The following is a 23,303-nucleotide window of genomic DNA, read 5'->3' on the forward strand; positions in this document are numbered from 1 at the left end:
GTTACTAGATTTCAGGTGGTTAAGATAAGTATTCATAGATAAGTCCGATTAATTGATGTTTTTTTCCATACATAAACACACTTTCTTAAAGGTTCACGACCATGATTTCCCATTTGCTGACTACTGTTACCTTTATTGCCTGGTAAAACCAGTATATTTTCAACAATAAAACCCAAATTTTCAGCTAAATCAGAAAGAATCATATCTACCGAAATACTAATCCCGGCATAACGCACATTGTCATTAACCATAAATAAAAGTCCTCCTGGTTTAAGTAGGCGGGAGCATTCTTGAATAACACAAGCCATTTCGTAAAAGTATCCTTTCACCATTCTAGGTATACTATTATTATTTAATTTACCCTGTGATTTTTGGTTTTCTAAAAATTTTAATATACCTTGCAATAGAGTTTGATTTTCAGCTACACTTAAAGCTAATTGCCAATTCTGATTAATAGCCAACAAATCCTTAGGGCGATTTTCAACTGTACAACTTAACATCTCCTGACGAAGATGGGTTAATTCTTTTTCAGAAACTCCCAATAAAGCTAGTTCTAAGGCATAGGTGCGAGTGTAATCATATCGATTACAATAGGGGGGAGATGTGATCATAGCGTCATAGCTACCATTAGGTAAACATGGCATTACTTCCAGACAAGATCCTTTATATAGGTTAATTTTACCTTGAGGTTTATGGGTCGGGAAAAGTTCAATTTGCTGTGTAGGTGGTTCTAAATCATGAATAATTTCATTAATTTTATGAGTAATGGCATAATCAAACTCTAAAATCTCGCCTTTGTTAAAAGACTTTTTGCCACTACCGCGACCCGAACGGTAATCCCAACGTAGATACTGACCATCTTTTCTGGTGTAGCTTATCGATTCCAAAATACAAAGCAAAGCCAATAGTAAAACGGTTTTAATTTGAGGATTTTCCGGTTCGCAAGCTGCTAGATATTTCTCAATTGCTGTTTGAGTTTCTCGGGAGTAAGCACCCTGGGTAATTTTGAACTCTGGTAGAGTTAGTTGATGTTCAAATTGTTTCCATAATTTTAAGTTGACCCAGTTTTTTAACCTGTTAATATCATCCCCTGTAAATTCGGAATTTAAAAGCCTTCTCGTATCAATTATATTTTGACCAATAGGCAATAATTCAATACCATCAGCATTAATGCCGATATCACTAGCCGCAAATAAAGCAGTACCACTACCTGCAAAGGGGTCTAAAATTTTGCCTTGAGTCAATCCATATTTTGCAAATAACAGTTGAACTAGAGATGCGGAAAAGGCTTCCTTATACTTATACCAACGATAAATAGGTTGAGTTTTGTTCGCCTGAAAACTGACTAACAGCCTGGTTAGTGAGGGTTCGACTAAAAATTGATTTTGAAAGTAATTATGTAATTGTTGATCAAGATGGTTGACTTCCTTGATATCTGGGTGATTTTCTACTGCCTTTTCTCCTGATGAGTTATAATTAGAGATGCCCCACATTGGCTATACCTTAGAAACTGCCAAATTGCTCACTGATTCAATACCTCGAATCATACAAGATAGAGGCATAACCCCAGATACAAAAAACAAGTATGCTTCTAAGGAGTTATCACAGAGAATAAATTGAGTTTTGACAATTAAAACGTAGCGGATTTCTTGATGTTCTAAAATCAGAGAATTAAGCATTGATTCCAAGGGATCAATGGAAAAAGACTGCTCTGAAACTGTAATCGGACTTCCCATTAAGTTGCCTAAAATCCTGAGAAAACTACTCAGTAAAATATTGCCAACTTCTGTCAAAACTTCACAGGCAGAAATATTCAGATGTTCAATAGGTTGTCTCGAATTTTGTCGGAGTAAATTAGTTAACATTACTGCCACGGGATAGTCAAGAAGTATTAAGGCATCTCCCGACAAGGAACCAGACAACGTTTGACGGACATTAGCCACCTCATTAGCAAAGCAGTCAGCAAATTCGGTTTTACATTTACTCAGAGGATACAGCCAAACATTAGAAACATCTAAAATCACCGGACATTGAATTAATGCTGACAAGGAACTTGCTGGTCGTCTGGATAATATCATATTGATAAATCCAATGAGCGCATTCTGTTGTTTTTCTGTGAGCAGCATCACGAGAACTCCCAAACCCTAAAGAACATTTAAATTTATAAAGCATCTACGATCGCCTTAGCCATCTGATTAAGGGGAATACTGCGATCGCTCAAACCAGCTTCTACAACTGTTCTAGGCATCCCATAGACCACACAGCTTTCCTCAGCTTCCGTAAAAACCGAGCCACCGTGGGACTTAATCCAAGCGGCACCTTGTTTACCATCAGATCCCATTCCAGTCATAACCACACCCAAAACCCGGTCTTTATAGATCTCCGCCGCCGATTGAAACATGACATCCACCGATGGACGGTGAGGTAAATCAAAAGGTTTAGTGTGCAAATGGACAATTACATTTTGATCATGATTGCGTTTAAAACTCAGATGGTGTCCAGCCTGAGCAATTAGCACCTCACCTGGGCGCACCACATCTCCAGCTTGAGCCTCTTTAACATCAAGAGAACAAAGACGATCTAGGCGTTGGGCGTACATATTAGTGTATCCCACAGGCATATGCAAAACCACCACCACCGGAACTGGCAAATTTTCCGGCAATTGAGGAATTAAGAACGCCAAGGCTTGAGGGCCCCCTGTAGAAATTCCGATCGCCACCAATTCAATTTTTCCTGAACTAATAGGAGGGCGAGGTAATGGTGTTGATGAAGGAAATTCATGAATATTAGTGAGACATTGAATAGGGACAGTCGAGGCTGTTTTCACTTTCGCGATTAATTCATCACTAATATCAAACATTTTTTCCGTAGCGAGGGCCGTAGGTTTATGGACAAAATCCACCGCCCCAGCATCCAAAGCCGCCAGAAATTTCTCGCCTCCTTCATTAGCAATACTGACCACAATCACTGGTAGGGGACGGCGTGCCATTTGGTGTTTAATAAACTCCACACCGTCCATTTTAGGCATCAATAAATCCAAGGTAACGACATCCACCTGGTCGCCCAGCTTTTCAATTTTTTCCAAAGCATCCGCACCGTCATGGGCGACATCAACGACCTCAATAAAGGGACTACGAGACAGCATTTGTCTAATCACCTTACGGACATATGCTGAATCATCTACAATCAAAACTCGAATAATATTTTTCATCTCATGGCTCCTCTGTCGCTCTATATTTTATATTATATCAGGTCAGTTAACGTTTTTTTTGATAGGCAAATGCTTGCCTAATATCCACCAATTTAAAATCAGTTTCAAACTTTAACAGGGACTCAGATGCACTCACAAATAAATAACCAGATTCTGCCATTCTTTCCGAGAGTAGTTTGACAGTTTTCTGGATGGATTGATCGGAAAAATATATAAAAACATTTCGACAAAAAATAAAGTTAATATTTCTAAAATTAGCCATTTCATGAGGGCAAGTAATATTGGCAACTTGCCAAGTAATTCGCTTATGAATACTCGGTTTAATCCGCCAATTATTACCTTCTTTGTCAAAATATTTGTCCTGAATTTTAGGAGGAGTTGCCCGAAATGAATATTGTCGATATAGTCCCTCCTTAGCCTTACTAATTGACCGAGGTGAAGCATCAGTACCGTAGATATTAATAGGCACTTTGTCAAACCAACCAGCCTCTTCTAAAGCCATGGCAATTGAGATAGGTTCCTCACCAGTCGAACAAGCCGCACACCAAATTTGAATAGGTCTAAAAATCGGCCAATCATCAGATTTAGAACCACCTTTATATTTGTCTATTAATGATGGCAACAACACATCAATCATCACCCTAACCTGGTCAAATTCCCGCCAGAAGAAAGTTTCCGAAACCGACAGGGCATCCATCAGGCATTTCCACTCACCATCAGCATCAGGATCATATTTTAGTAGATAATAGTAATCCAAAAATGAATCAAAATTCTTGTCTACTAATCGAGGATAAACCTTATCTGCCAACAGATCCCTTTTTCTAGATTCGTAGTACAAACCAGTTCGTTCGTGAATTAAATCTCGAAGAATAATAAATGTACTTTCCGATAGTTCTAGTGAGTCGGGGCGAAATGACATAGATCACATATAAATCCTGATAATTAAGCATAAAATCAGGGGTAGAGTTAACAATGGACAACTATTAACTTCCCCATTCTATGGACTATTTTAAGAAGATCGTAGACCTCGATGAGCGGCGCGACGAATAGCCGGATATGGGTCAGTGCGAGCGAGTTTAGCTAATTTTTCATCGCAACTGTGATTTCCCAGATAAACTAAAGCGGTGACAGCGGCCAGACGGACATTTTTATCAGCATCATCCAAGGCTTCAATCAAAAACTCGGAAGCTATGGGATGCTTAAAACGCTTGAGAACCTCGACCACAGAACAGCGAACCCCGGGATGGATATGTTTTAATCCCTGAGCGACCAATTCAATATATTCTCCCTCTAAACTTTCGGGACAATTGCGCCGGACCAAAGCATTAAGACAAGCCTCTCGAGTGCTAGGGTCAACGGTCAATTCCAGCAAGGCCGAAATGGCTTCTGGAGTAGCCAAACGAGAAAGGGACTCGATCGCCTCATAAACCAGACGTTCTTCCGGGTCAGCGGCGGCCATCCACTGCAAAGCTACCCCGGCTTCGGTTCCTCCCCGTTCACGAAAGGCATGGAGGGCATCAAGGCGACGTTCAGAGTTAGGAGAATTGAGAGCGGTGAGTAAAGGGGGTATAGCCTGAGCGCGGTTAATGCGCCCCAAAGCCCTCAAAGCAGCACGGGCCACATCTCCGCCTTCATCCTCCGACTCAGCCAACCCAGACAAAATCGGAGTGGCTCTCACACCAGCGATCGCCCCCAAGGACTCAGCAGCGATCGCTCTGACCGGATCAGCCGGGTCATGATTAGCCAGTTGTTTCAGGGCTGCAAAGGCACTATCAGCCCATTGATCAACATTGAGTTCAGCTACAGGTTCTGGTAGGGATGAAATCGAACCTGATTCTAGGATATCAATTAAAGTGTCACCGTAGCGACCAATAGAACGAGCCGCCTGATAACGAACCCAAGATTCCGGGTCATCCAACCCTTTTAGTAAATGAGGGACAGTTGCGATATTTTCCAATTCTCCCATAGCATGAGCCGCAGCCGATCGCAAAGAAGGCGAAGGGTGAGTCAAAGTTTGCACCAAGATCGGCAAAACCCGCTCATCCTCCAAATAGGGCAAATGTTCGAGCGCCGCCCGACAAACCCGTTCTTCTGGGTCTTGTGTACAAGCCAATAATCGGTCTTTGCAATTCTCAAAAGCAAAATACCCAGCAATTCTCACCGCCGACTCCCGTACCAACGGGTTAGGATCAACCAACAGATCATAAATCCGTTGAGGCATAGCCAGATGGCCCAAAGAATTGAGAGCAGCGATCGCCCCCAAACGCACCGCCGAGTCAGGATGTGCCAGTAACTCCAACAGCCCCTCAAAAGCGCGAGCATCCCCAATGTGAGCCAAAGCCGTAGTCGTCACCATCACCAGTTCCGGTTCAGCATGACCCAACAAAGACATCAAAGCCGGAACCGCCTGGGTGCTGCCTATACGTCCCAAAGCCATAACCGCCGCCTGGCGAGTTTCCAGGTCTCCCGCTTCCAACTGCATAATCAATAAAGGCGTTACCCTTCCCCCGAATGCAACCAAGGCTTCCATCACCTGATCGCGAACTTCGTGATTATTCAGGAGTTTTCCTAAAGTTTGCTCAATTTTCTCTCCTTCGAGCCAACCCAAAACCATCACCATCGCCCGTAACTCCTGCCCGGACAAAGATCCTTGTTCAATCTCTGCTAGGATATTTTCCACCCCCTGATCTTCTATGACTTGGCGGGTCAGGTCAGCGATATGTTGTCCTTCTTCGAGTTGTTTATAATTAGTGTAAATTTCCGCCAAAGCCAAAACAATTTCTGCGATCGATGTCAAAGGACGATTAAGTTGAGCCACCAAAGGCCCTACCGCATCAGCATCCGCAAACTTACCCAAAGCCGATACCACCGGACTACAAAGCAAGTCATCCTCTAATAGGGGCAGAAGTTTGGGAATAATCGTTGTATCGCCAATAGTCACCAAAGTTTCGATCGCCGGAAAAGCCAAAAAGAAATCCCCACTCGTCGCAATCTCAATCAAAGGCTCCACAGCCTCCTTCGCCTTCAGTTGTCCCAAGCTCTCAATGGCATGATAGCGAACATTGATATCTGGATCATTGAGCAAACCAATCAGAGGATCAATACCACGGGGGTCGTGGCGTTCTCCCAAAGCCAGAGCCGTATAAATTCGCAGATCTGGGTCTGGTTCTCCCAAGCATTCCACCAGAGCCGGAATTGGGTCTACATTACTGAGCGCCAGAATTTGTAGAGTCGCATTCAGAACATTCGGGTTGCGATGCTGTTCCCGCATCAATCGCAGTAGGCTACGGATAATTTCTGGGTCATCAGTTATCGCCAAGTTATCAACTGCTTCTCGGCGCAATTGCCAATTCAGGGTTTTTTGTAGCAATGGAACCAGTTGAGGAGCCAGTTTAGCATTAGCCATTTGCATTAGGGCATCAAGGGCAGGGAAAGCTAGGAAAAAGTCTTCTGACTCAGCGATTTTCACCAAGCCATCAACGGCTTCGAGCGCTTGTAGTTTTCCCAGAGCTTCAATAGCATGATACCGGACATTGACATTATCATCATCCAACATATCAATCAGGGCAGGAATAGCCCGGGGATCTTTCCTTTGTCCTAGGGTTTGCACCACATAAATCCGCAGATCTGAATCCTGTTCCTTCAGACAATCAATCAGAGCCGGCACTATATCAACCTGCGTGAGAGTCAGAACCTGTATCACACTGTTAAGGATATTTGGATTGTGATGTTGTTGTCGCAACAATTCCAACAGTTGCGCGTTCAATTCTGGCGCTTTAACATTAGTTAGGTGACGGGTGGCATTTTGGCGCACTTGCCAGCGATCGTCAGCCAGAGCAGCAATGAGGGACTCATGGACTGACGTATCAAATTCCGTTTCTTCCCCATCATTCGACCCTGTGCGAGCATTGGCTAATTCCCATTCTGCCTCCATGCGCTCCGTGACATCTTCTAAAGTAATCACCAAACCCACGATCGCCGTTTTTTCCCGCAAAGGTGCGATCGTTACCCTTTGCTGCATCGAGTCAAAGTATTGCGACGGGTTCCGTGGTGGGCACTTAATTAAATAATGATGAAAATCCGGCGCTAGGGTTTCGATAGTACCATCTTCCAGAACCTGATTAAAACGAGCCAGTAAACCCCTCGACTCTAAATCAGGAATTATCTCTGTCAATGGACAATCATAGACATCTTCTGCCTCTAAGCCGCTCATCATAGCTAGTTGAGAATCCCAGGATCTCACCAATAATTTATCATCTGTTGTAAAAATACTAATCGTCATATTTTTAAGGGGGTAAGTTTTAATTTGGGCCGACAATTAACAATTTTAATTATCAATTTTAGCCTCCTCTCTTGAAGGGAGAGGTTAGAGTCTATAGATAGACCACATACCGTGGGGGTAGGCATAATCAAGCCGGCGACTACCTACCTGAAGCTACTCCCACTTACCATCCTCATTTCCGCAGATATTAACTTGTATTAGCAGTTAATTATCTGCCTTTAAAACCTCCATGAGTGCTTGAGTGTGTGACAGCAAACCTTGAGCACTTTCATGGGTTTTGTGTACCCCTGAACTATTGTTTTTGGCCATAGTTTGCAAGGTTTCTATACTAGCCAGCAGATTACCAGAAACTTCCGAATGATCTAAATTAGATGTGCGGATCAAAGCTATTTGTTTGGCAATACTACGAGTAGCTAAATTCATGTCCTGTACCGCCCTACTTTGTTCCTGCATAGCCTTAGCTACCTGTTCCGACTGCGTTTGAATACTCTCCACAGCTTGGCTAATTTGGCTCGCACTGCTACTCTGTTCAGTCATCGATCGCGTCACATTAGTAATTAATTGCGACAGTCGCTCCGACTCCTTCGAGATTTGCTCCCCTGCTGTGGACTGTTCCGCTAAAGCACGGTTCGTGCTAATCACCCCCCGGCGCATCGACTCTACCGCCTGCATAATTTGTTGAGCGCCCTTATTTTGTTCAAAGGTAGCCTTGCGAATTTGTCCGGCTAAATTATTGGTATTTTGAGCCGCCTTAATCACATCTCTAGCCGCTCGCGCCTGTTCTCCCATAGCCTGGGTAACTTGTTGAGCAATTTGCCTCATGTGTCGGGTGGACTGCACAATTCCCTGAGTAGTTTTGGCTTGCTCATGGGTAGCAATCGCTACCTCTTTCGCTTGGGTCGCAGTCGTATTAATAGCCGTTACCACCCGCTGTCCAGCCGTCAGTTGCTCTTGAGAGGCGATCGCAATTTGGTTCATTAATTGGGTCGTTTGTTCAACTCCTCCCAGAATTTGTTTAAGACCCGATAACCCATCTTCCGCCAGAGTCCCACTCTCTTCCGCAATTCTTAGCCCATCATTAGATGTACTCACGGCATCTTGCACCACCGACTGTAATGCCTTAATAATCGCAGCTATATCGAAGGTGGCTTGGGCGGCGCGATCGGCTAAATTGCGGATTTCTTCAGCAACTACAGCAAACCCACGCCCCGCTTCTCCCGCACGAGCCGCTTCAATGGAAGCATTTAGCGATAGCAGATTAGTCCGTTCCGAGATTAAGTTAATTGTATCAACAATAGTGCTAATTTCATTAGTGCGTTTACCCATATCCCGCATTACATCAGCCGATTTAACCATTGATTCCCGCACTCGTGCCAAACCTTGAATCGCTTTTTCAATGGTTTTACCCCCCTTGTCCGCATCAACTCCCACAGCACGGGTAATTTCATTGGCTTTTTGGGTTAAGCCGTTAATTGATTGGATAGAGTGATCGAGTTGTTCCGCGCTCGTGGCTGAGTCCGTCGCTACCTCCGTAATTTGTTCCGCGTTATTGGCTACCCCCTGCACTGATTGGGCAATTTCCTCAATAGATGTTGATACCTCTTCTACAGTCGAAGCCAGGTTTTCAATAGTTGCTGATACCTCTTCGATAGATGCCGCCATCTCGTTGATAGACGCGCTCGTTTCTTCAGATGCAGCCGTTAAATCATCCGCATTGTTAGCCACTCCCCCAATCGAACTCGTCATTTCTTCCATAGAAGAAGCCGTCTGATTTACCGATACCGTTAGATTTTCCGTGTCGTCACTCACGTTTCTAATGGAAGTCGTCATTTGGGTCATCGAAGCGATCACCTGGGTCGCAGAAGTCGCCATCTCTTGGGCATTTGCTGCTACCCTAGTTGTGTTGCTGGTACTCTCCTGAATTGATGTTACCGTTTGGCGCACTGCCGTCGCTAGTGCCGCACTACTCGCCGACACCTGTTCAATGGATGCGGCCATCTCATTGACCGAAGAAACTAATTCTTCTGTCGAACTCGCTACTGATTCCGCTTGGAGTGACGTTTCTCCCAGGGATTTATTCATCTGGTTGATCCCGTTGGAAGTGCGATCGAGTAGTTGCAGTTGAGATTCTGCCCCCTCCGATACCTGTTTCGCTATTTTGGCGATCGCGATCGCCACTGTATTTACGCGATCGGCATTTTCCCTTATTTCCACCATTTCCAATTTCAGTTTTTCCCTCTCTTCTGATGCTGAGAAATTCTGGAAATTGGCAGCTTCCAGATAACCATTATCTGCCTTTTTCTGGTTTTTAGATTTTTTACCCATTTTCAACTAACCTCATTTACTCTCAAGACCAACAAAAACACCAACATACAGCCAGAAAACTTGTCAGACCCATACCCTCCCCCCCCATCAACTTTAGGGACTCCTTTCTGATACTAATTCTGGTAACACTAATAATTCCGACACATTGAGAATTAGTATTACTCGTTCTCCTAAAGTAGCAATTCCCGCCAAATATTTTCCACTCAAGCTAGAAATTCCCTCCGGTGAAGGCTGAATAGTTTGTGCCGGAATTGATACAAACTCCCTCGCTGTATCTACAATTAAACCCACTGTCCGCTCATTAGTATTAATCACGATTAGTCTACTTCGCAGGGTATACGCTATTTTGCCAAATCCAAATCGTACCCTTAAATCAATTGCGGGAATCACTTGACCCCGCGAGAATACCACCCCCACCACAAAAGACGGAGAGTTGGGAACCGGCGTAATTTGCTCGACCATTTCCATCTGTTGAACCATATCAGAGGGAATACCATAGGTGGTATGGTCAAGTTCAAATAAAATAAAAGGTTGAGATGTATCTGCTGATTTATTCATAAGATGAAAGTTGATTGATACCCTAATTTATTGTCTGTATATAATGACCCTGAAATAAATCAAAATTAGGCTCACTAAATCATCATTAAATTAACCGGAATTAATGAATTGTTGCGGCTTGACAATCTTAGGGATTTTGCTACTCATTAATGTAGAAACATCCAGAATTAATACTACTCTACCATCACCTAATTCTGTAGCTCCCGCAATTCCCGGACTTTGCAAAAATGGATCAGTTAACGGCCGCACCACAATTTCTCGTATTCCTAAGATCCGATTCACCACTAACCCGGTGGAATTAACGCTATTACCAATCACCACAATAGTTAGTTTTTCCGACTCGTCTGTAGTCACCACACAGTTAAATAGACGCGCTAAATATCTCAGGGGGAAAACATGACCTCGATAGGAAATAATTTCCTGATCTTCCAGGCGAATAATTCCCTTATGCTCAATAGATAATACCTCCTGTATAGAGGATTCGGGAATGGCAAAGGTTTGACCACTGACTTCTACAATCAGAGCATCAGTAATCGCTAAAGTTAACGGCAAATCAATAATAAAATGACTGCCTTTTCCTTTTTTAGTGGTGAATTTCACACAACCACCTAGTTCTTGAACCGTGTTTTTCACGATCGCCATCCCCACACCCCTACCACTAGCCAGATCCGCTTCTTCTTTGGTCGAAAAACCCGAGGAACATAACAGATCGAGTATAGTCTGGGAATCATAGTTATCCGGATCATTATTTTCCGATACAGAATCCGACAACAAACCCTGTTGTTTTGCCCGTTTTAACACCCTAGAAATATCGACTCCCTGACCATCATCTTCAATTTCGATAATCACCATTTCCCCCGCCGTAGAAGCGCGTAAGGCGATCGCTCCCATCGCAGATTTTCCCGCTTTTAGCCTTTCCTCCGTTAATTCGATACCGTGACTAACTGCATTACGCACTAAATGCAATAACGGGTCCATCATGCGCTCAACCACAAACTTATCAATTTCCGTCTCCGCCCCGGAAATTTCCAGCGCCACCTGTTTTCCCGTCAGTCGCATCAGATCTCTAACTACAAACTGCATCCTCGCGAAAATTTCCGCAATCGGAACCAGTCGCACCTGCATCACCCCCTGACGCAGATCCCGCAGTTGTCGTTCTAAAGTTAGGTTAATCTCCTGTAAAGTTCGCCGCCGAGCAGCCGGGAAACTTGGGGGTAAATTTTTCAGGTTTTCCTCCAGTCGTGCCCGCGTAATTACCAATTCTCCCACCATCCGCATGAGTTCATCAAGTTTCGGTAGGTCTACCCGTACTAAGTTAGACCCACTAATCAGGGGACTCGTTGACTTAGCCGGAGAGATATTATTACTGGTTTCGGCTTCTGATGTCTCCAATACTTCCGCTGGCGCTGGCGCAGTTTCTGTCCGCTCTTCTGACTCTTTCCTCTCTGACTCGGTACGATTGACCACCGTCCCTATAGCTTCAACTTCCCCTGGCGCTTCCGCTGTTGCTGGCGCTTCCGGTTCCCTTGGGGGTTCAACTTTTAAGTTAGATGAGCCACTGTTGGCTTCAGAAACTGGACTGGGAATTTGATATGGTTCCCCTGTCAGATATTTCAATTCAGAGCCTAAATCGTGATTTTCCGCCTCCTGGGTTGCTAAAATAAAATCAAACAGGATTTTCTGATTGGCATTTAGACGGGGAGACACATAAATCAATTCACCGATCGCTTGCAGTTGTTCCCGAATTGCATTAACTCCGATGCCCTGTTTGGATAGCTCTGTACTAGGAGTAAAGACAAAATGCCAGATCTGTTTTCCTTCACTGACTAGCGCCTCCAGTCGTTTCTTTTCCTCTGGTTTCAGCTTCATCTCAAAGGGGGTAATAGCTGCCGTTAGAGTTTTAGCAGCCACCACAGGAGGGTTACAGGCTTCCAATTGGCTGATAATTTCGTCAATATCCGGGGGGTCTTCCTTGGTGCGATAGGCTCCGATCGCCCTCTCCAGGATTTGAGTTCCTGACATCAGAGCATCAAAACCCTCTGGTTTCAGGGAGATTTGACCATCTCTTAGCGATCGTAGATAACTCTCCATTTGGTGAGCCAGTTTCTCCGCTTCCCGCACACCCACCATCGCCGAAAGTCCTTTAATTGAGTGAAAGCTGCGGAACAGTTCGTTAAGAATCGATCCCTCAATTTGGGGCTGATTCATACAAGACTCTAGCGCCAAGAGTTCCCGCCGCACCACCGCCAAATGCTCTTCACACTCAGCAAAATAATCATCTAAAAATTCATTAAAAAAGTTGTTGCTTTCTGTAGGACTAGACACGATCGCCTTGGTACTCTCTTAATGGACATTACTCGAACATGGCTCTGATAATAAATTGACAATTTCCCCCGATAACGATTTCGGATGAAATGGTTTAGTTAAATAGCAAGCCGCCCCCGCCGCTATCGCTTCAGTTCGACTTTCATCATCTCCTTTAGTCGTTAAAATTACAATCGGTGTTTCCCTATATTGCGGGTGATTTAGCACAAATCGCAAGACTTCCAGACCGTGCATATCTGGCATATTTAAGTCTAAAATCATTAAGTCAAACGGCGCTATTTCTAATTGTTCGATCGCCTCTAATCCATTCCCCGCCTCGCTAAAAGCTACATTTTTCACATCCCTTAGAGATGCCATTACCATTTTTCGCATGGTTGCTGAATCATCTACAACTAGAATCCGTCTCATTTTTATGGACTCCTAAGGATTAATACGCTGGGTTTCGTCCCACAGCTTTTGACTGATGGATCGCTAATGGTTTCCCATAACCTTAGCCTAGGTTTCAATCAATCTGGCTGTGGTGGTACTGATTAACAAAGCGTCCCTCCCAGACTACCAATTTAATGGGGTTATCAACTCACTACCGCACCTCTGAACTTATCTATTAACCCCAATCAACTGATTGTCCAATTTCTCTACCTCAATTTTGGTTGATTGTCGGGGAGAAAAAATCTTTCCCCCTTCCGCAAATTTCTGGGATATAACGCAATTTTTATTATATTCTATACCAGTTAAACTGCTACAAAAATGTTGAAAAAATTAACACAACTATATAAGTTCATAGGTCAGATCACACTATCTCAAAAGTAAAAAAATTATTAAGTTTTCTGGAGTATTAATAAACCTCCCCCTACTGGGGGAGGGTAAGTGGCCGGAATTTTGGCTAACTAAGCCACTAACACCTGAGTTCCGGGTAGCATTTCCAAACTATCGCCCATAGTTTGACCATTATGGAAGGCGGCGAGAATCACATCGCTAGTTTTTCCCCAAGCGATCGCCCCGGAAGCATCCAAACCGATCGCCCCCAAGTCCCGCTGATGATCATTAGCCTCCACAAAAGAACGTTCAAAAGCCGATCGCAGAGACAAACCATCTCCGACGCGGATCACAATTTTGGCCGCGAGACACTCATCAATAATATCCTCGCCGATACCCGTACAACTCACCCCCGCCTGAGCCGTGGCATAATTACCAGCAGGCATAGCCGAATCACTGACCCGACCAATGCGTTCAAACCCCTTACCACCAGTAGAAGTTCCCGCCGCGAGGCGACCATTTTGGTCTAAAGCCACGACCCCGATAGTGCCGCGACCAGCTTCATCATCAGAGGTTTCGGCGACCACATTCGCCATTTTGCGGTTAAAATCCTGCTTGCGGTCTTCGATCCACTCATAAAGACGGCGATCGGTTAGGGGGTCAAAAGGCGCTATATTCAACTCCCGCAACAGTTCCGCCGCCCCATAGTCCGATAAAACGCGATCGGGAGAGGTTTGCAGAAACTTAGCCAACTCAATCGGGTTTTTCAGCCTAGAGACATTAATCACCCCGCTAAAGCGTTGTAAACTGCCATTCATCAAAGCCGCACTCATGCGGATCTGTCCGTCAGACTGCAAAACCGAACCCACCCCAGCATTAAATAGGGGATCATCTTCGAGAAGTTGACAGCCACGAATCACCGCATCCTCAGCAGTGGTACCCTTTTCGAGTAAGCCATAAACCTCCCTGATCACCTGATAGAGAGATTTGCGAACAGTTTCCACGCCTCCTTTTCCTTGGAGAGAACTACCCGCCCCACCATGTATGATTAGTTTTGGTTGCACATTAACACCCATAGCTGTACAATTTACGGGGATATTTCCCCTTTAATCCTGTTGGTTGCGTCGGCGACGGCAACGCTCGGAACAGTATTTAACCTCATCCCAACAGTTAGCCCACTTTTTGCGCCAAACAAAAGGGCGATCGCAGACTGGGCAAATTTTCTGAGGCAAGTCTGACTTAGCCCGCTGACGTGCCATACTAGAACATTGATCGCTCGCTTATTATATCAGCGGTTATTATAACAATGCTAGAGACTCAGTGGGAAACCGCATTAACTACAATTAGGATTGTATTAGTTGAGCCGGCGGGAGCCTTAAATGTGGGGTCGATCGCCAGGGTCATGAAAAACATGGGGTTAACCCAAATGGTACTCGTAAGCCCCCACTGTGACCCCATGAGTTGCGAAGCTAAAACTATGGCAGTTCATGCCCAAGATGTTTTAGAATCAGCCCAGATAGTAGACAGTTTACCCCAAGCCTTAATCGGATGCCAAAAGGCGATCGCCACCACCGCTCGCGATCGTAGTTTTGACAGAACCCTCGAACACCCCAGAACCACCCTCCCTTGGCTACTCCAGAGCCCCGCCGCCCTCATTTTCGGTCCCGAAGATCGTGGCTTGAGCAATACAGAACTAAACTATGCTCAAAGGATAGTTCGCATTCCCAGCAGCAGCGCCTATGAATCCCTAAATTTAGCCCAAGCCGTAGCCGTCTGCTGTTACGAACTCTCACTAAGCGCTCAAACCCTCATCGATAGCAGTACATTACCCACCCCAGAACCATCAGAACCATTATCAGCCACCCTCGACCAACTCGAAGGATACTATCAACAACTAGAAACCCTCCTACTCAAAATCGGTTATGTCTACCCCCACACCGTCAGCAGTCGTATGGAAAAATTTAGGCATTTATTTAACCGCGCCCAGCCATCTAGTACAGAAGTTGCTATGCTACGGGGAGTTATCTCTCAGGTAGAATGGGCATTAACTGTTAAGCAACATCCGCCCAGTTAATGGTAATCTCAATATCGTTGATTCCCCGGCTGAACTGTCGATTTTTAAGAAGCGCGATAGTGGGTAACAATTAATAACCGTCTCCGGTGAAATTTCCATAGTCTATTGTTCTCTTTGATGATTTTTAGGTGTTAGGTGTGGCTCACCGATATCCCCGTCGCTCATTTTTATCCTTTTTTTCCCAATGGGGGGCTAAGTCCCAGAAGTCGAAAGGCCCTCAATCTCGTGATCAGCGTCGTGGCCGTTCCCCTAGTCCCACTTCTCAATCACGATCATCCTCACGGAGACCTGTATCCCCCAACCGTTCCCAACCCGGTCAAATTCCCCCTATACATATCCCTGAAACAGCATATTTAGACCCCGTGTTAGATCAACTCCGACAAAAACCCCCCATTACCAGAAACCGGAAACAGACACCTCAGCTACCACCACCAAACTCTAAAAAACGCCGTCGGGGAAAACCTACACCGCGTCAGGGAGTTAGTAGCAGAAAACCATCTAACATAGTCCCCTTAAATAGGTCTATCACTCCCCAACCATATCCGAATCTTCAGCCGACTATGCAACCCCTTACCCCTGTTAAAAAGCGGGTGGTAAGGCGTACCCGTCGTCGTGTCTCTCCTATAGTTTATGGAACCCGTTTGCTGATTTTAGGCATTGGTATTGGGGTAATTTCAGGAACAGTCCTCTCAATTCTCAACTCCTTGGGGCGTGCTACCGCTGACGCTAGTTCTATTGAGAATTTGGAAACACAGGAAACTAGGATTAACAGCCCAATATCTACTAGGATTTTGCCGCTATCTCTGCAACTAAACCGCGAAATCAAAGACTTAAAAAATCAACTGGAATCTGTGGCGGCTGCATCCCCTGATGTGAGCCCGGCTTTGATGTTTTTAGACCTGAATACTGGCGGATATGTCGGTTTAAGAGAACAGTCTATAGTTCCGGCAGCTAGTACGATTAAGGTGCCGATTTTAGTGGCGTTTTTTCAAGCTGTTGATGCTGGAGAAATTCGCCTAGATGAAATGCTGGTAATGACGGAAAATCACCAGGTGGGAGAAGCGGGGATTATGCAATATCAGCCCCCTGGGACTGAATATACAGCCTTAGAAACTGCTACTAAAATGATGACAATTAGTGATAATACGGCGACTAATATGATTATAGATCGCCTGGGAGGGTTTCAGGTTCTTAATCAAAGGTTCCGCAGTTGGGGTCTGACAGATACTATGGCGCGTAACCCTTTACCTGATATTGAAGGGACTAATAAAACTACCCCTAGGGATATGGTTAATCTTTTTAGTCAAATTCACCAAGGGGGTTTACTGTCAATGACATCACGCGATCGCCTCTTGCGAATTATGACAGAAACTGAAAATAATCACCTGTTACCTAGCGGGGTCGGTAATGGGGCGGTGGTCGCCCACAAAACCGGAACCCTAAACATTATGTTAGCTGATGTGGGTATAGTGGATATGCCCAATGGTAAACGCTACATTTTAGCTATTTTAGCAGAAAGAACTAATGGCAACCAAGCCGCTGAATCAATGATTCAAAAAATGTCCAGACAAGTCTATGAGTATATGCTGGCTAAAACATCGGAAACCGTCACTCCAGAATTACCAGAAAATTAGGCTGTTGAAATAGGGTAAAATATGACGGACTACCAGGCTAATCAATTGTTTAAACAAGCTGTTTCTCAATATCATCAAGGTGATATTCCGGCGGCTTTGGAATTGTGGCGCGAAGCCCTGGCTATCTATCAAAAATTGGGCGATCGCCAACGGGAAGGCGCTACTTGGGGTAACTTGGGTATAGCCTATGGCGCTTTGTCTAATTATCAAGAAGCGATCACCTGCTATCAAACTCACCTCGGTATCTCCGAGGATATTGGGAATATACCAGGACAGCTTAACGCCCTTACTAACCTGGGAATGGCTTATCATGCTACTGATGAGTTACCAAAAGCGATCGCCTGCTATCAACAACAGTGGGAAATTGCTAATCAAATGGGCGATCGTACCCAGAAAATCAACGCACTACAGCGCCTCCGACTCACCTGGGAACATCTCCCCGACCCTCAACAGGTCAATAACTGTCGCCTCCAACAATGGGAAATTGCCCATCAGTGGCTCGGTGTAGTCGGTATGGCAGAATTTGCCCAAATTATCCAACAGGTGGGTTTAAGCCTCATAGAAGACCTTTATGGGCAGGATTTAACGGGGGTTGACCTAAGTAATGCTAACTTGCGCGGCGCTAACTTAGCCCAGGCTAACCTAAGTAATGCTAACTTGACCCTGGCTGACCTCAGCAATGCTAATCTACAGGGAGCTATCCTCACCAACGCTATCCTCTGTAACGCTAACCTCCGAGATGCTAATTTACAAGAGGCTAACCTCTCTCACGCTGATCTGCGGACTAAACTTCCCCGCGCTAACCTCAGTCATGCTAACCTGACGGAAGCTGATCTCACTAGCGCCTATCTCCCCCGCGCTAACCTCAGTCATGCTAATTTGCAGGGTGCTAATTTTACCTATGCTGACCTTAGTGGGGTAAACTTGACGGGAGCTAACCTCCAGAAAACAGATTTCAGCCGCGCGGAATTAGCTGATATCATGGTGGAAAATGTCGAATTTACTGAGGCGATCGGTATTTCTCGGCGACTGCAACCTGAATTGCAACGAAAAGGCGCAATTTTTGGAGACAGTTAAAAGTTGACAACTATCACTTAATCTCCTCTGAACTCTCTTGAATTATGACTGGTGTTGAAGGACTTTGGCCGCAAAATATTAGCCCCAATAAATTAGCTATCCTAGAGCGTAAATTTGCCCTGTGGTTGCGATCGCAAGAATTACAATCAGAACAGCCTGATATGCTTCCACAGCATCAGACTTTAGAAGAATTACAAGCCTTGACTAAAAAAGCTGTAGCCCAAGGCTGGAATTTTGCCCAATTACAGGGCATTATTCAGACCGTAGTTGATGCGAAAACTGAGAATTTTATCGAGTTAGCCACCTTAGCAGAATTGAAAATATCTGAAGATTTTGCCGGCGCTAGACTCCTGGGAACACACCTGAGTAACCTTGATCTCAGTGGCGCTAACTTGCAAAATACTTACCTGCGGGGAGTTGATTTAAGTGATGCAGATCTTAGTAATGCTGACCTGCGTTTTGCTAACCTCAGTGGTGCCGACCTCAGTGGGGCGCTGTTGAGTGATGCTAATTTGAGCGGCGCAGATCTACATAGGGCGAGTCTGGCTTTGGCTAGTCTCAGTGGCGCAGACCTGTGTGGCGCGAATTTGACAGAGGCTAATCTAAATAACTGTAATCTCAGTGATGCTAACCTCCATAATGCTATCCTCAAAAATGCTGATTTGCACCAAGCTGGGTTAGCTGTGACTAATTTGAAAGGGGCGGACTTTACGGGGGCTATTGTTAAACAAGCTAGATTATGGCATGATTCGGGACTGTCTGAGGAAGTTAAACAAGATTTAATTAAACGAGGGGCAATTTTTGAAGAGTGAAAAATTCGGGCAGTAGAAGGGGGAAAATTTAGATATTCCCCACAGTTGATCATCAGCAATATCTAGCACCTAGAATTGGCTAAAAAAATCGGCGATCGCCTGGCTAATTTCCTCGCCATTAACATCTAAAATCATGACATGACCCGAATCGTCAAACCAACGGACATCTAAATTGTCTGGTAGTTGTTTTTCCATCCAATTAATTACCACCGGACTGACTAAATCATCCCTATGGGAATGAATAGCTAACACCGGACAAGTAATTGAAGATAAATGTGATCGGGCTATCCTCGCTAGTTGTTGCAGCGCCCGCCCCGCCGGACAATTATCAAATAAATAAACGGGGTTATCAAAAGGCTTGGGTTGAGTGGGGATAGAAATATTCGCCCAACCAAATAAAGCCAATAAAATCACAGCCCGAGGCGGTAATTTTAAGGCCGGTGCAGTGACAGCACAGGCATCTACTCGCCCTTCCGCTGCCATTTTTAAAGCGATCGCCCCTCCCATAGAATGCCCAAAAATACCGACAAATTCATAATGCGATCGGGCTAATTCTAACTCCCGACGCACAGCAGATAACATTCCTTCCGCTGTCATTTTCGGAAAAAATAACTTCTGGTCTGCTAACTCTTGAAAACCATGACCAGGTAACAAAGGCCCCACCCCATCAAGCCCCCGACTCAGACAGGCTTGCGCTACTGGTCTTACCTCAAAAGGAGTGGCCGTAAACCCATGTAAACACAAAACTACCCGATTTGATTTCGGTTCAGCCCGCAACCAAAACGGTACACCCCTTGACCAGATTTTGTCTGTCCACTGGACTGCTAAAGACTCAAAACCCGAAAAATATGGCAGATGTTCACTCATAGCTAATATATCTAATCTACAATTGAGCGATCGCCACCCGTATTGGTGACAATTTAAACAATTTAAGCGATCGGATCAACCACAAGTCCCCAATTTGTGGCAATCTATCTTTTATAGACACCCATGCAATTTTGAGAACCCACTCTTAAAACTAAGCAATTATCAAATTCAGATCATGCAAACCTTACCCATAACCACTCCGACCCCAGCTAGTCAACCCCCCGTTGACACAGTAATTCACCGTCGCCAAACCCGTCCCGTCCGGGTCGGAAACATCACCATTGGTGGAGGATACCCCGTCGTAGTTCAGTCCATGATTAACGAAGATACCATGGACATAGAAGGTTCCGTCGCCTCCATTCGTCGGCTGCATGAAATGGGTTGTGAAATCGTCCGCGTCACAGTTCCCAGCGTCGGACACGCCAAAGCTGTAGGCGAAATTAAACAAAAACTCGCCGCCACCTATCAACCTGTCCCCTTGGTGGCAGATGTTCACCACAACGGCATGAAAATTGCCCTGGAAGTCGCCAAGCACGTCGATAAAGTGCGGATTAACCCCGGATTATACGTCTTCGAGAAACCTAAAAGCGATCGCAGCGAATACACAGACACTGAATTTCAAGAAATCGGCGAGAAAATCCGCGAAACCCTCAAACCCCTAGTTATCTCCCTCCGTGACCAGGGTAAAGCCATGCGTATCGGCGTTAATCATGGTTCCCTAGCCGAAAGAATGCTATTTACCTACGGCGACACCCCCGAAGGCATGGTAGAATCAGCCCTAGAATTTATCCGCATCTGTGAATCCCTAGACTTTCAGAACTTAGTTATATCCCTAAAAGCCTCCCGCGTCCCCGTCATGTTAGCAGCCTATCGCCTCATGGCTAAACGCATGGATGACCTAGGGATGGACTATCCCCTACACTTGGGAGTTACCGAAGCCGGAGATGGAGAATATGGCCGCATTAAATCCACCGCCGGTATTGCTACTCTCTTAGCAGATGGTATTGGTGACACCATTCGGGTTTCCCTCACAGAAGCCCCAGAAAAGGAGATTCCCGTGTGCTATAGCATTCTGCAAGCCCTAGGACTGCGGAAAACTATGGTCGAATATGTCGCCTGTCCCTCCTGTGGTCGCACCCTCTTTAACCTCGAAGAAGTTCTCCACAAAGTCCGAGAAGCAACTAAACACCTGACTGGACTAGATATTGCCGTTATGGGTTGTATTGTTAACGGACCTGGAGAAATGGCCGATGCTGACTATGGTTATGTAGGAAAACAACCCGGCTATATTTCCCTATATCGAGGTCGGGAAGAAATTAAAAAAGTTCCTCAAGATCAAGGTGTCCAAGAATTAATTAATCTCATCAAAGGAGATGGACGCTGGGTAGATCCCTAAAAATCAAGCTGACCCCACCTCTGAAGGGGTGGGGCAGTCCCGGTGACAATTTGGCTTTTGGTCAACCTCCGCGATCGCCAGATCTGATGTGCTAATATGCTGTTAATAGCTCTTAGTATTCTCTTCCGGTTCAGCAGATAAATGATTATATCAAAAAGTGGGCTTGTTATAGGCGCAACAGCAGTTATGCTGACCGCTGTTGCTGTTGCGGGCGCTGGTATACACCTTTCTGGCCAAGCATCCTTTCGGGAAAGCCCGAAGGAACTAATTGATGAAGTATGGCAAATTATTGATAGAAGTTACGTTGACGGTACTTTTAACCAAGTAGATTGGAGGGAGCTTCGTAATGAGTTTCTAAGCCGAGAATATACTAACGACCAACAGGCTTTTGAAGCTATCCGCGAAATGTTGGGTAAACTCGATGACCCTTATACCCGCTTCATGAACCCCGAAGAGTTCAGAAATATGCAAATTGATACTTCGGGAGAACTGACCGGGGTTGGTATTCAACTTACCCAAGATGAAGAAACCGATAAACTCATCGTTATTTCACCTATTGAGGACTCTCCCGCTTTTGATGCTGGGGTTCAGGCTCAAGATATTATTACCAAAATTGATGGCCGCAGCACTCAGGGAATGGAGCTCAATGAAGCCGTCAGTTTGATTCGTGGACAAATTGGGACTCAGGTCAAGTTGACCATTTTGCGCGGTCAAAGGGAAATTGAGTTTAATATTACCCGCGCTCAGATTGAAATTCACCCGGTTCGCTATTCTAAAAAACCTTCCCCTGTCGGTGATATAGGCTATATTCGCCTTAACAATTTTAGTGCTAATGCTGCTGAGGAAATGCGACAGGCGATTACTAACCTAGAACAACAGAATGTTTCAGGTTATATTCTCGATTTACGATCTAATCCTGGCGGTCTGCTTTATGCTAGTATTGAAATCGCCCGTATGTGGCTAACAGAAGGCGATATTGTCTCTACCGTTAATCGTCAGGGAGAAATGGATCGACAACGCGCTAATAATCGCGCCCTCACTGATAAGCCTATGGTGATTCTTGTTGATGGCGGTTCCGCTAGTGCTAGTGAAATTCTATCCGGCGCTCTACAAGATAACAACCGCGCCGTTTTGGTCGGAACTAACACTTTTGGTAAGGGTCTAGTTCAGTCCGTTCGTGGCGTGGGTCGCGGCTCTGGTTTGGCTGTCACGATCGCTAAATATTTTACCCCCAATGGCCGTGACATTAACCATGAGGGAATTAAGCCTGATGTGCTGGTTGAACTCACTGAACAACAGCGAGATCTGCTCCGGGAAAACCGCGACAAAATTGGCACTCTTGATGATCCTCAATATAGCCAAGCCTTGGCAGTGTTGACTCAGAAAATCGCTTCTCAACAAAACAATCAAGCCGTTTCTCAGTAGTCCCTTTGCCGGTGCGTCATTAACCTTTGATGACGCACCTGAACAAAATCTGGACTCGCTCCCATTAGGGATTAAACAAAAATCCCCCCGGAGTGTCGTTAGACAATTGGTTGATCACAGAAGGTTGAGTCAAAATTGAGGTGTTGTATGGGTTCGCTAGATCGGGAGTGCGGACAGTGGGACTGCTTAGGGTCTGCTGGAGCATTCTCTCTCTATACAGTTGATTCACTCGTCTGGCATCATCAGCAATCAAACTTTCAGGAAAACCATTAATAGCACCCGGCCAGGGATAGCTTAACCCTAAGAATACCGAAAGTTGACCCATCAGCGATTGATTTTTAAAAGCATCCCCAGAACTGCGGGTCGCCGCCTGGTTAAACTCTTCCGCAAAAGGCTGGAAACGGGTTCTTGATTGGGCTTGGACTCCCTCAACCCAAACTGTAGAGGCGATCGCTACCCCTAACACTCCACTGATACTCTGTAGTAAAATTCTGTTCATGGCATTAACAACCTTGGTGAATCTGTTTTATCAGATGGTCTCTCCCAGTGTAGGATCAGATG

At 45.2% G+C, this 23,303-nt stretch carries 19 protein-coding genes; 6 read left to right on the plus strand and 13 right to left on the minus strand.

Annotated elements, in window-relative coordinates:
• Positions 1-32: 32 nt before the first annotated feature.
• From B9T16_RS06665 to B9T16_RS06715, 11 genes are all read right to left on the minus strand, one after another.
• A complete protein-coding gene (locus tag B9T16_RS06665; protein WP_410244368.1) occupies positions 33-1,493 on the minus strand; it encodes a site-specific DNA-methyltransferase in 1,461 nt (486 codons plus the stop codon).
• 3 nt (positions 1,494-1,496) lie between these two features.
• A complete protein-coding gene (locus B9T16_RS06670) occupies positions 1,497-2,126 on the minus strand; it encodes a chemotaxis protein CheC (RefSeq protein WP_410244369.1) in 630 nt (209 codons plus the stop codon).
• Between the two features lie 35 nt (positions 2,127-2,161).
• Positions 2,162-3,211, minus strand: coding sequence for a chemotaxis response regulator protein-glutamate methylesterase (locus B9T16_RS06675; protein ID WP_006619579.1), 1,050 nt, complete (start codon positions 3,209-3,211; stop codon positions 2,162-2,164).
• Positions 3,212-3,257: 46 nt separating this feature from the next.
• Positions 3,258-4,130: a CheR family methyltransferase gene (locus tag B9T16_RS06680; protein WP_317270117.1), complete on the minus strand. Its 873-nt coding sequence runs from the start codon at positions 4,128-4,130 to the stop codon at positions 3,258-3,260.
• Positions 4,131-4,220: 90 nt separating this feature from the next.
• On the minus strand, positions 4,221-7,493 hold the full coding sequence (locus B9T16_RS06685) for a HEAT repeat domain-containing protein (protein WP_410244370.1): 3,273 nt from the start codon (positions 7,491-7,493) through the stop codon (positions 4,221-4,223).
• A 204-nt stretch (positions 7,494-7,697) separates the two neighbouring features.
• A complete protein-coding gene (locus B9T16_RS06690) occupies positions 7,698-9,818 on the minus strand; it encodes a methyl-accepting chemotaxis protein (RefSeq protein ID WP_410244371.1) in 2,121 nt (706 codons plus the stop codon).
• Between the two features lie 93 nt (positions 9,819-9,911).
• Positions 9,912-10,376, minus strand: a complete 465-nt coding sequence (locus B9T16_RS06695) for a chemotaxis protein CheW (RefSeq protein ID WP_006619583.1) — start codon at positions 10,374-10,376, stop codon at positions 9,912-9,914.
• Between the two features lie 90 nt (positions 10,377-10,466).
• Positions 10,467-12,701, minus strand: coding sequence for a chemotaxis protein CheA (locus B9T16_RS06700; protein ID WP_410244372.1), 2,235 nt, complete (start codon positions 12,699-12,701; stop codon positions 10,467-10,469).
• A gap of 18 nt (positions 12,702-12,719) precedes the next feature.
• Positions 12,720-13,109: a response regulator gene (locus tag B9T16_RS06705; protein ID WP_317270121.1), complete on the minus strand. Its 390-nt coding sequence runs from the start codon at positions 13,107-13,109 to the stop codon at positions 12,720-12,722.
• Positions 13,110-13,588: 479 nt separating this feature from the next.
• Positions 13,589-14,533, minus strand: coding sequence for an isoaspartyl peptidase/L-asparaginase (locus B9T16_RS06710; RefSeq protein WP_006619586.1), 945 nt, complete (start codon positions 14,531-14,533; stop codon positions 13,589-13,591).
• A gap of 30 nt (positions 14,534-14,563) precedes the next feature.
• The gene (locus tag B9T16_RS06715; protein ID WP_006619587.1) at positions 14,564-14,716 is read right to left on the minus strand and encodes a DUF2256 domain-containing protein; all 153 of its coding nucleotides are present in this window, start codon (positions 14,714-14,716) and stop codon (positions 14,564-14,566) included.
• Between the two features lie 47 nt (positions 14,717-14,763).
• Here B9T16_RS06715 and B9T16_RS06720 point away from each other — a divergent pair, with 47 nt between their 5' ends.
• The 4 genes from B9T16_RS06720 (at position 14,764) to B9T16_RS06735 (ending at position 19,054) form a co-directional block, all read left to right on the plus strand.
• Positions 14,764-15,531: an RNA methyltransferase gene (locus tag B9T16_RS06720; RefSeq protein WP_006619588.1), complete on the plus strand. Its 768-nt coding sequence runs from the start codon at positions 14,764-14,766 to the stop codon at positions 15,529-15,531.
• 137 nt (positions 15,532-15,668) lie between these two features.
• The gene (locus tag B9T16_RS06725; protein ID WP_410244373.1) at positions 15,669-17,165 is read left to right on the plus strand and encodes a serine hydrolase; all 1,497 of its coding nucleotides are present in this window, start codon (positions 15,669-15,671) and stop codon (positions 17,163-17,165) included.
• Between the two features lie 21 nt (positions 17,166-17,186).
• Positions 17,187-18,242: a pentapeptide repeat-containing protein gene (locus B9T16_RS06730; protein WP_317270124.1), complete on the plus strand. Its 1,056-nt coding sequence runs from the start codon at positions 17,187-17,189 to the stop codon at positions 18,240-18,242.
• 44 nt (positions 18,243-18,286) lie between these two features.
• On the plus strand, positions 18,287-19,054 hold the full coding sequence (locus tag B9T16_RS06735) for a pentapeptide repeat-containing protein (RefSeq protein ID WP_006619591.1): 768 nt from the start codon (positions 18,287-18,289) through the stop codon (positions 19,052-19,054).
• Positions 19,055-19,123: 69 nt separating this feature from the next.
• Here B9T16_RS06735 and B9T16_RS06740 read toward each other — a convergent pair whose 3' ends face one another.
• Complete coding sequence (locus B9T16_RS06740) at positions 19,124-19,921, minus strand: alpha/beta hydrolase (protein ID WP_410244374.1); 798 nt, start codon at positions 19,919-19,921, stop codon at positions 19,124-19,126.
• 175 nt (positions 19,922-20,096) lie between these two features.
• Between B9T16_RS06740 and ispG the strand changes: the two genes are divergently transcribed.
• Both ispG and ctpC read left to right on the plus strand, forming a co-directional pair.
• The gene (gene ispG, locus B9T16_RS06745) at positions 20,097-21,317 is read left to right on the plus strand and encodes a (E)-4-hydroxy-3-methylbut-2-enyl-diphosphate synthase (RefSeq protein WP_006619593.1); all 1,221 of its coding nucleotides are present in this window, start codon (positions 20,097-20,099) and stop codon (positions 21,315-21,317) included.
• Between the two features lie 141 nt (positions 21,318-21,458).
• Positions 21,459-22,742, plus strand: coding sequence for a carboxyl-terminal processing protease CtpC (ctpC, locus tag B9T16_RS06750; RefSeq protein ID WP_014274355.1), 1,284 nt, complete (start codon positions 21,459-21,461; stop codon positions 22,740-22,742).
• Between the two features lie 64 nt (positions 22,743-22,806).
• Here ctpC and B9T16_RS06755 read toward each other — a convergent pair whose 3' ends face one another.
• On the minus strand, positions 22,807-23,241 hold the full coding sequence (locus B9T16_RS06755) for a hypothetical protein (protein ID WP_006619595.1): 435 nt from the start codon (positions 23,239-23,241) through the stop codon (positions 22,807-22,809).
• Between the last annotated feature and the right edge of the window lie 62 nt (positions 23,242-23,303).

The organism is Arthrospira sp. PCC 8006 (assembly GCF_046480465.1).
GTDB classification, from domain to species: Bacteria; Cyanobacteriota; Cyanobacteriia; order Cyanobacteriales; family Microcoleaceae; genus Limnospira; species Limnospira platensis.

Coding starts and splice junctions, on each gene's coding strand:
- B9T16_RS06665 (WP_410244368.1), bottom strand. CDS start 1,493: ATGTGGGGCATCTCTAATTATAACTCATCAGGAGAAAAGGCAGTAGAA.
- B9T16_RS06670 (WP_410244369.1), bottom strand. CDS start 2,126: ATGCTGCTCACAGAAAAACAACAGAATGCGCTCATTGGATTTATCAAT.
- B9T16_RS06675 (WP_006619579.1), bottom strand. CDS start 3,211: ATGAAAAATATTATTCGAGTTTTGATTGTAGATGATTCAGCATATGTC.
- B9T16_RS06680 (WP_317270117.1), bottom strand. CDS start 4,130: ATGTCATTTCGCCCCGACTCACTAGAACTATCGGAAAGTACATTTATT.
- B9T16_RS06685 (WP_410244370.1), bottom strand. CDS start 7,493: ATGACGATTAGTATTTTTACAACAGATGATAAATTATTGGTGAGATCC.
- B9T16_RS06690 (WP_410244371.1), bottom strand. CDS start 9,818: ATGGGTAAAAAATCTAAAAACCAGAAAAAGGCAGATAATGGTTATCTG.
- B9T16_RS06695 (WP_006619583.1), bottom strand. CDS start 10,376: ATGAATAAATCAGCAGATACATCTCAACCTTTTATTTTATTTGAACTT.
- B9T16_RS06705 (WP_317270121.1), bottom strand. CDS start 13,109: ATGAGACGGATTCTAGTTGTAGATGATTCAGCAACCATGCGAAAAATG.
- B9T16_RS06710 (WP_006619586.1), bottom strand. CDS start 14,533: ATGGGTGTTAATGTGCAACCAAAACTAATCATACATGGTGGGGCGGGT.
- B9T16_RS06715 (WP_006619587.1), bottom strand. CDS start 14,716: ATGGCACGTCAGCGGGCTAAGTCAGACTTGCCTCAGAAAATTTGCCCA.
- B9T16_RS06720 (WP_006619588.1), top strand. CDS start 14,764: ATGCTAGAGACTCAGTGGGAAACCGCATTAACTACAATTAGGATTGTA.
- B9T16_RS06730 (WP_317270124.1), top strand. CDS start 17,187: ATGACGGACTACCAGGCTAATCAATTGTTTAAACAAGCTGTTTCTCAA.
- B9T16_RS06735 (WP_006619591.1), top strand. CDS start 18,287: ATGACTGGTGTTGAAGGACTTTGGCCGCAAAATATTAGCCCCAATAAA.
- B9T16_RS06740 (WP_410244374.1), bottom strand. CDS start 19,921: ATGAGTGAACATCTGCCATATTTTTCGGGTTTTGAGTCTTTAGCAGTC.
- ispG (WP_006619593.1), top strand. CDS start 20,097: ATGCAAACCTTACCCATAACCACTCCGACCCCAGCTAGTCAACCCCCC.
- ctpC (WP_014274355.1), top strand. CDS start 21,459: ATGATTATATCAAAAAGTGGGCTTGTTATAGGCGCAACAGCAGTTATG.
- B9T16_RS06755 (WP_006619595.1), bottom strand. CDS start 23,241: ATGAACAGAATTTTACTACAGAGTATCAGTGGAGTGTTAGGGGTAGCG.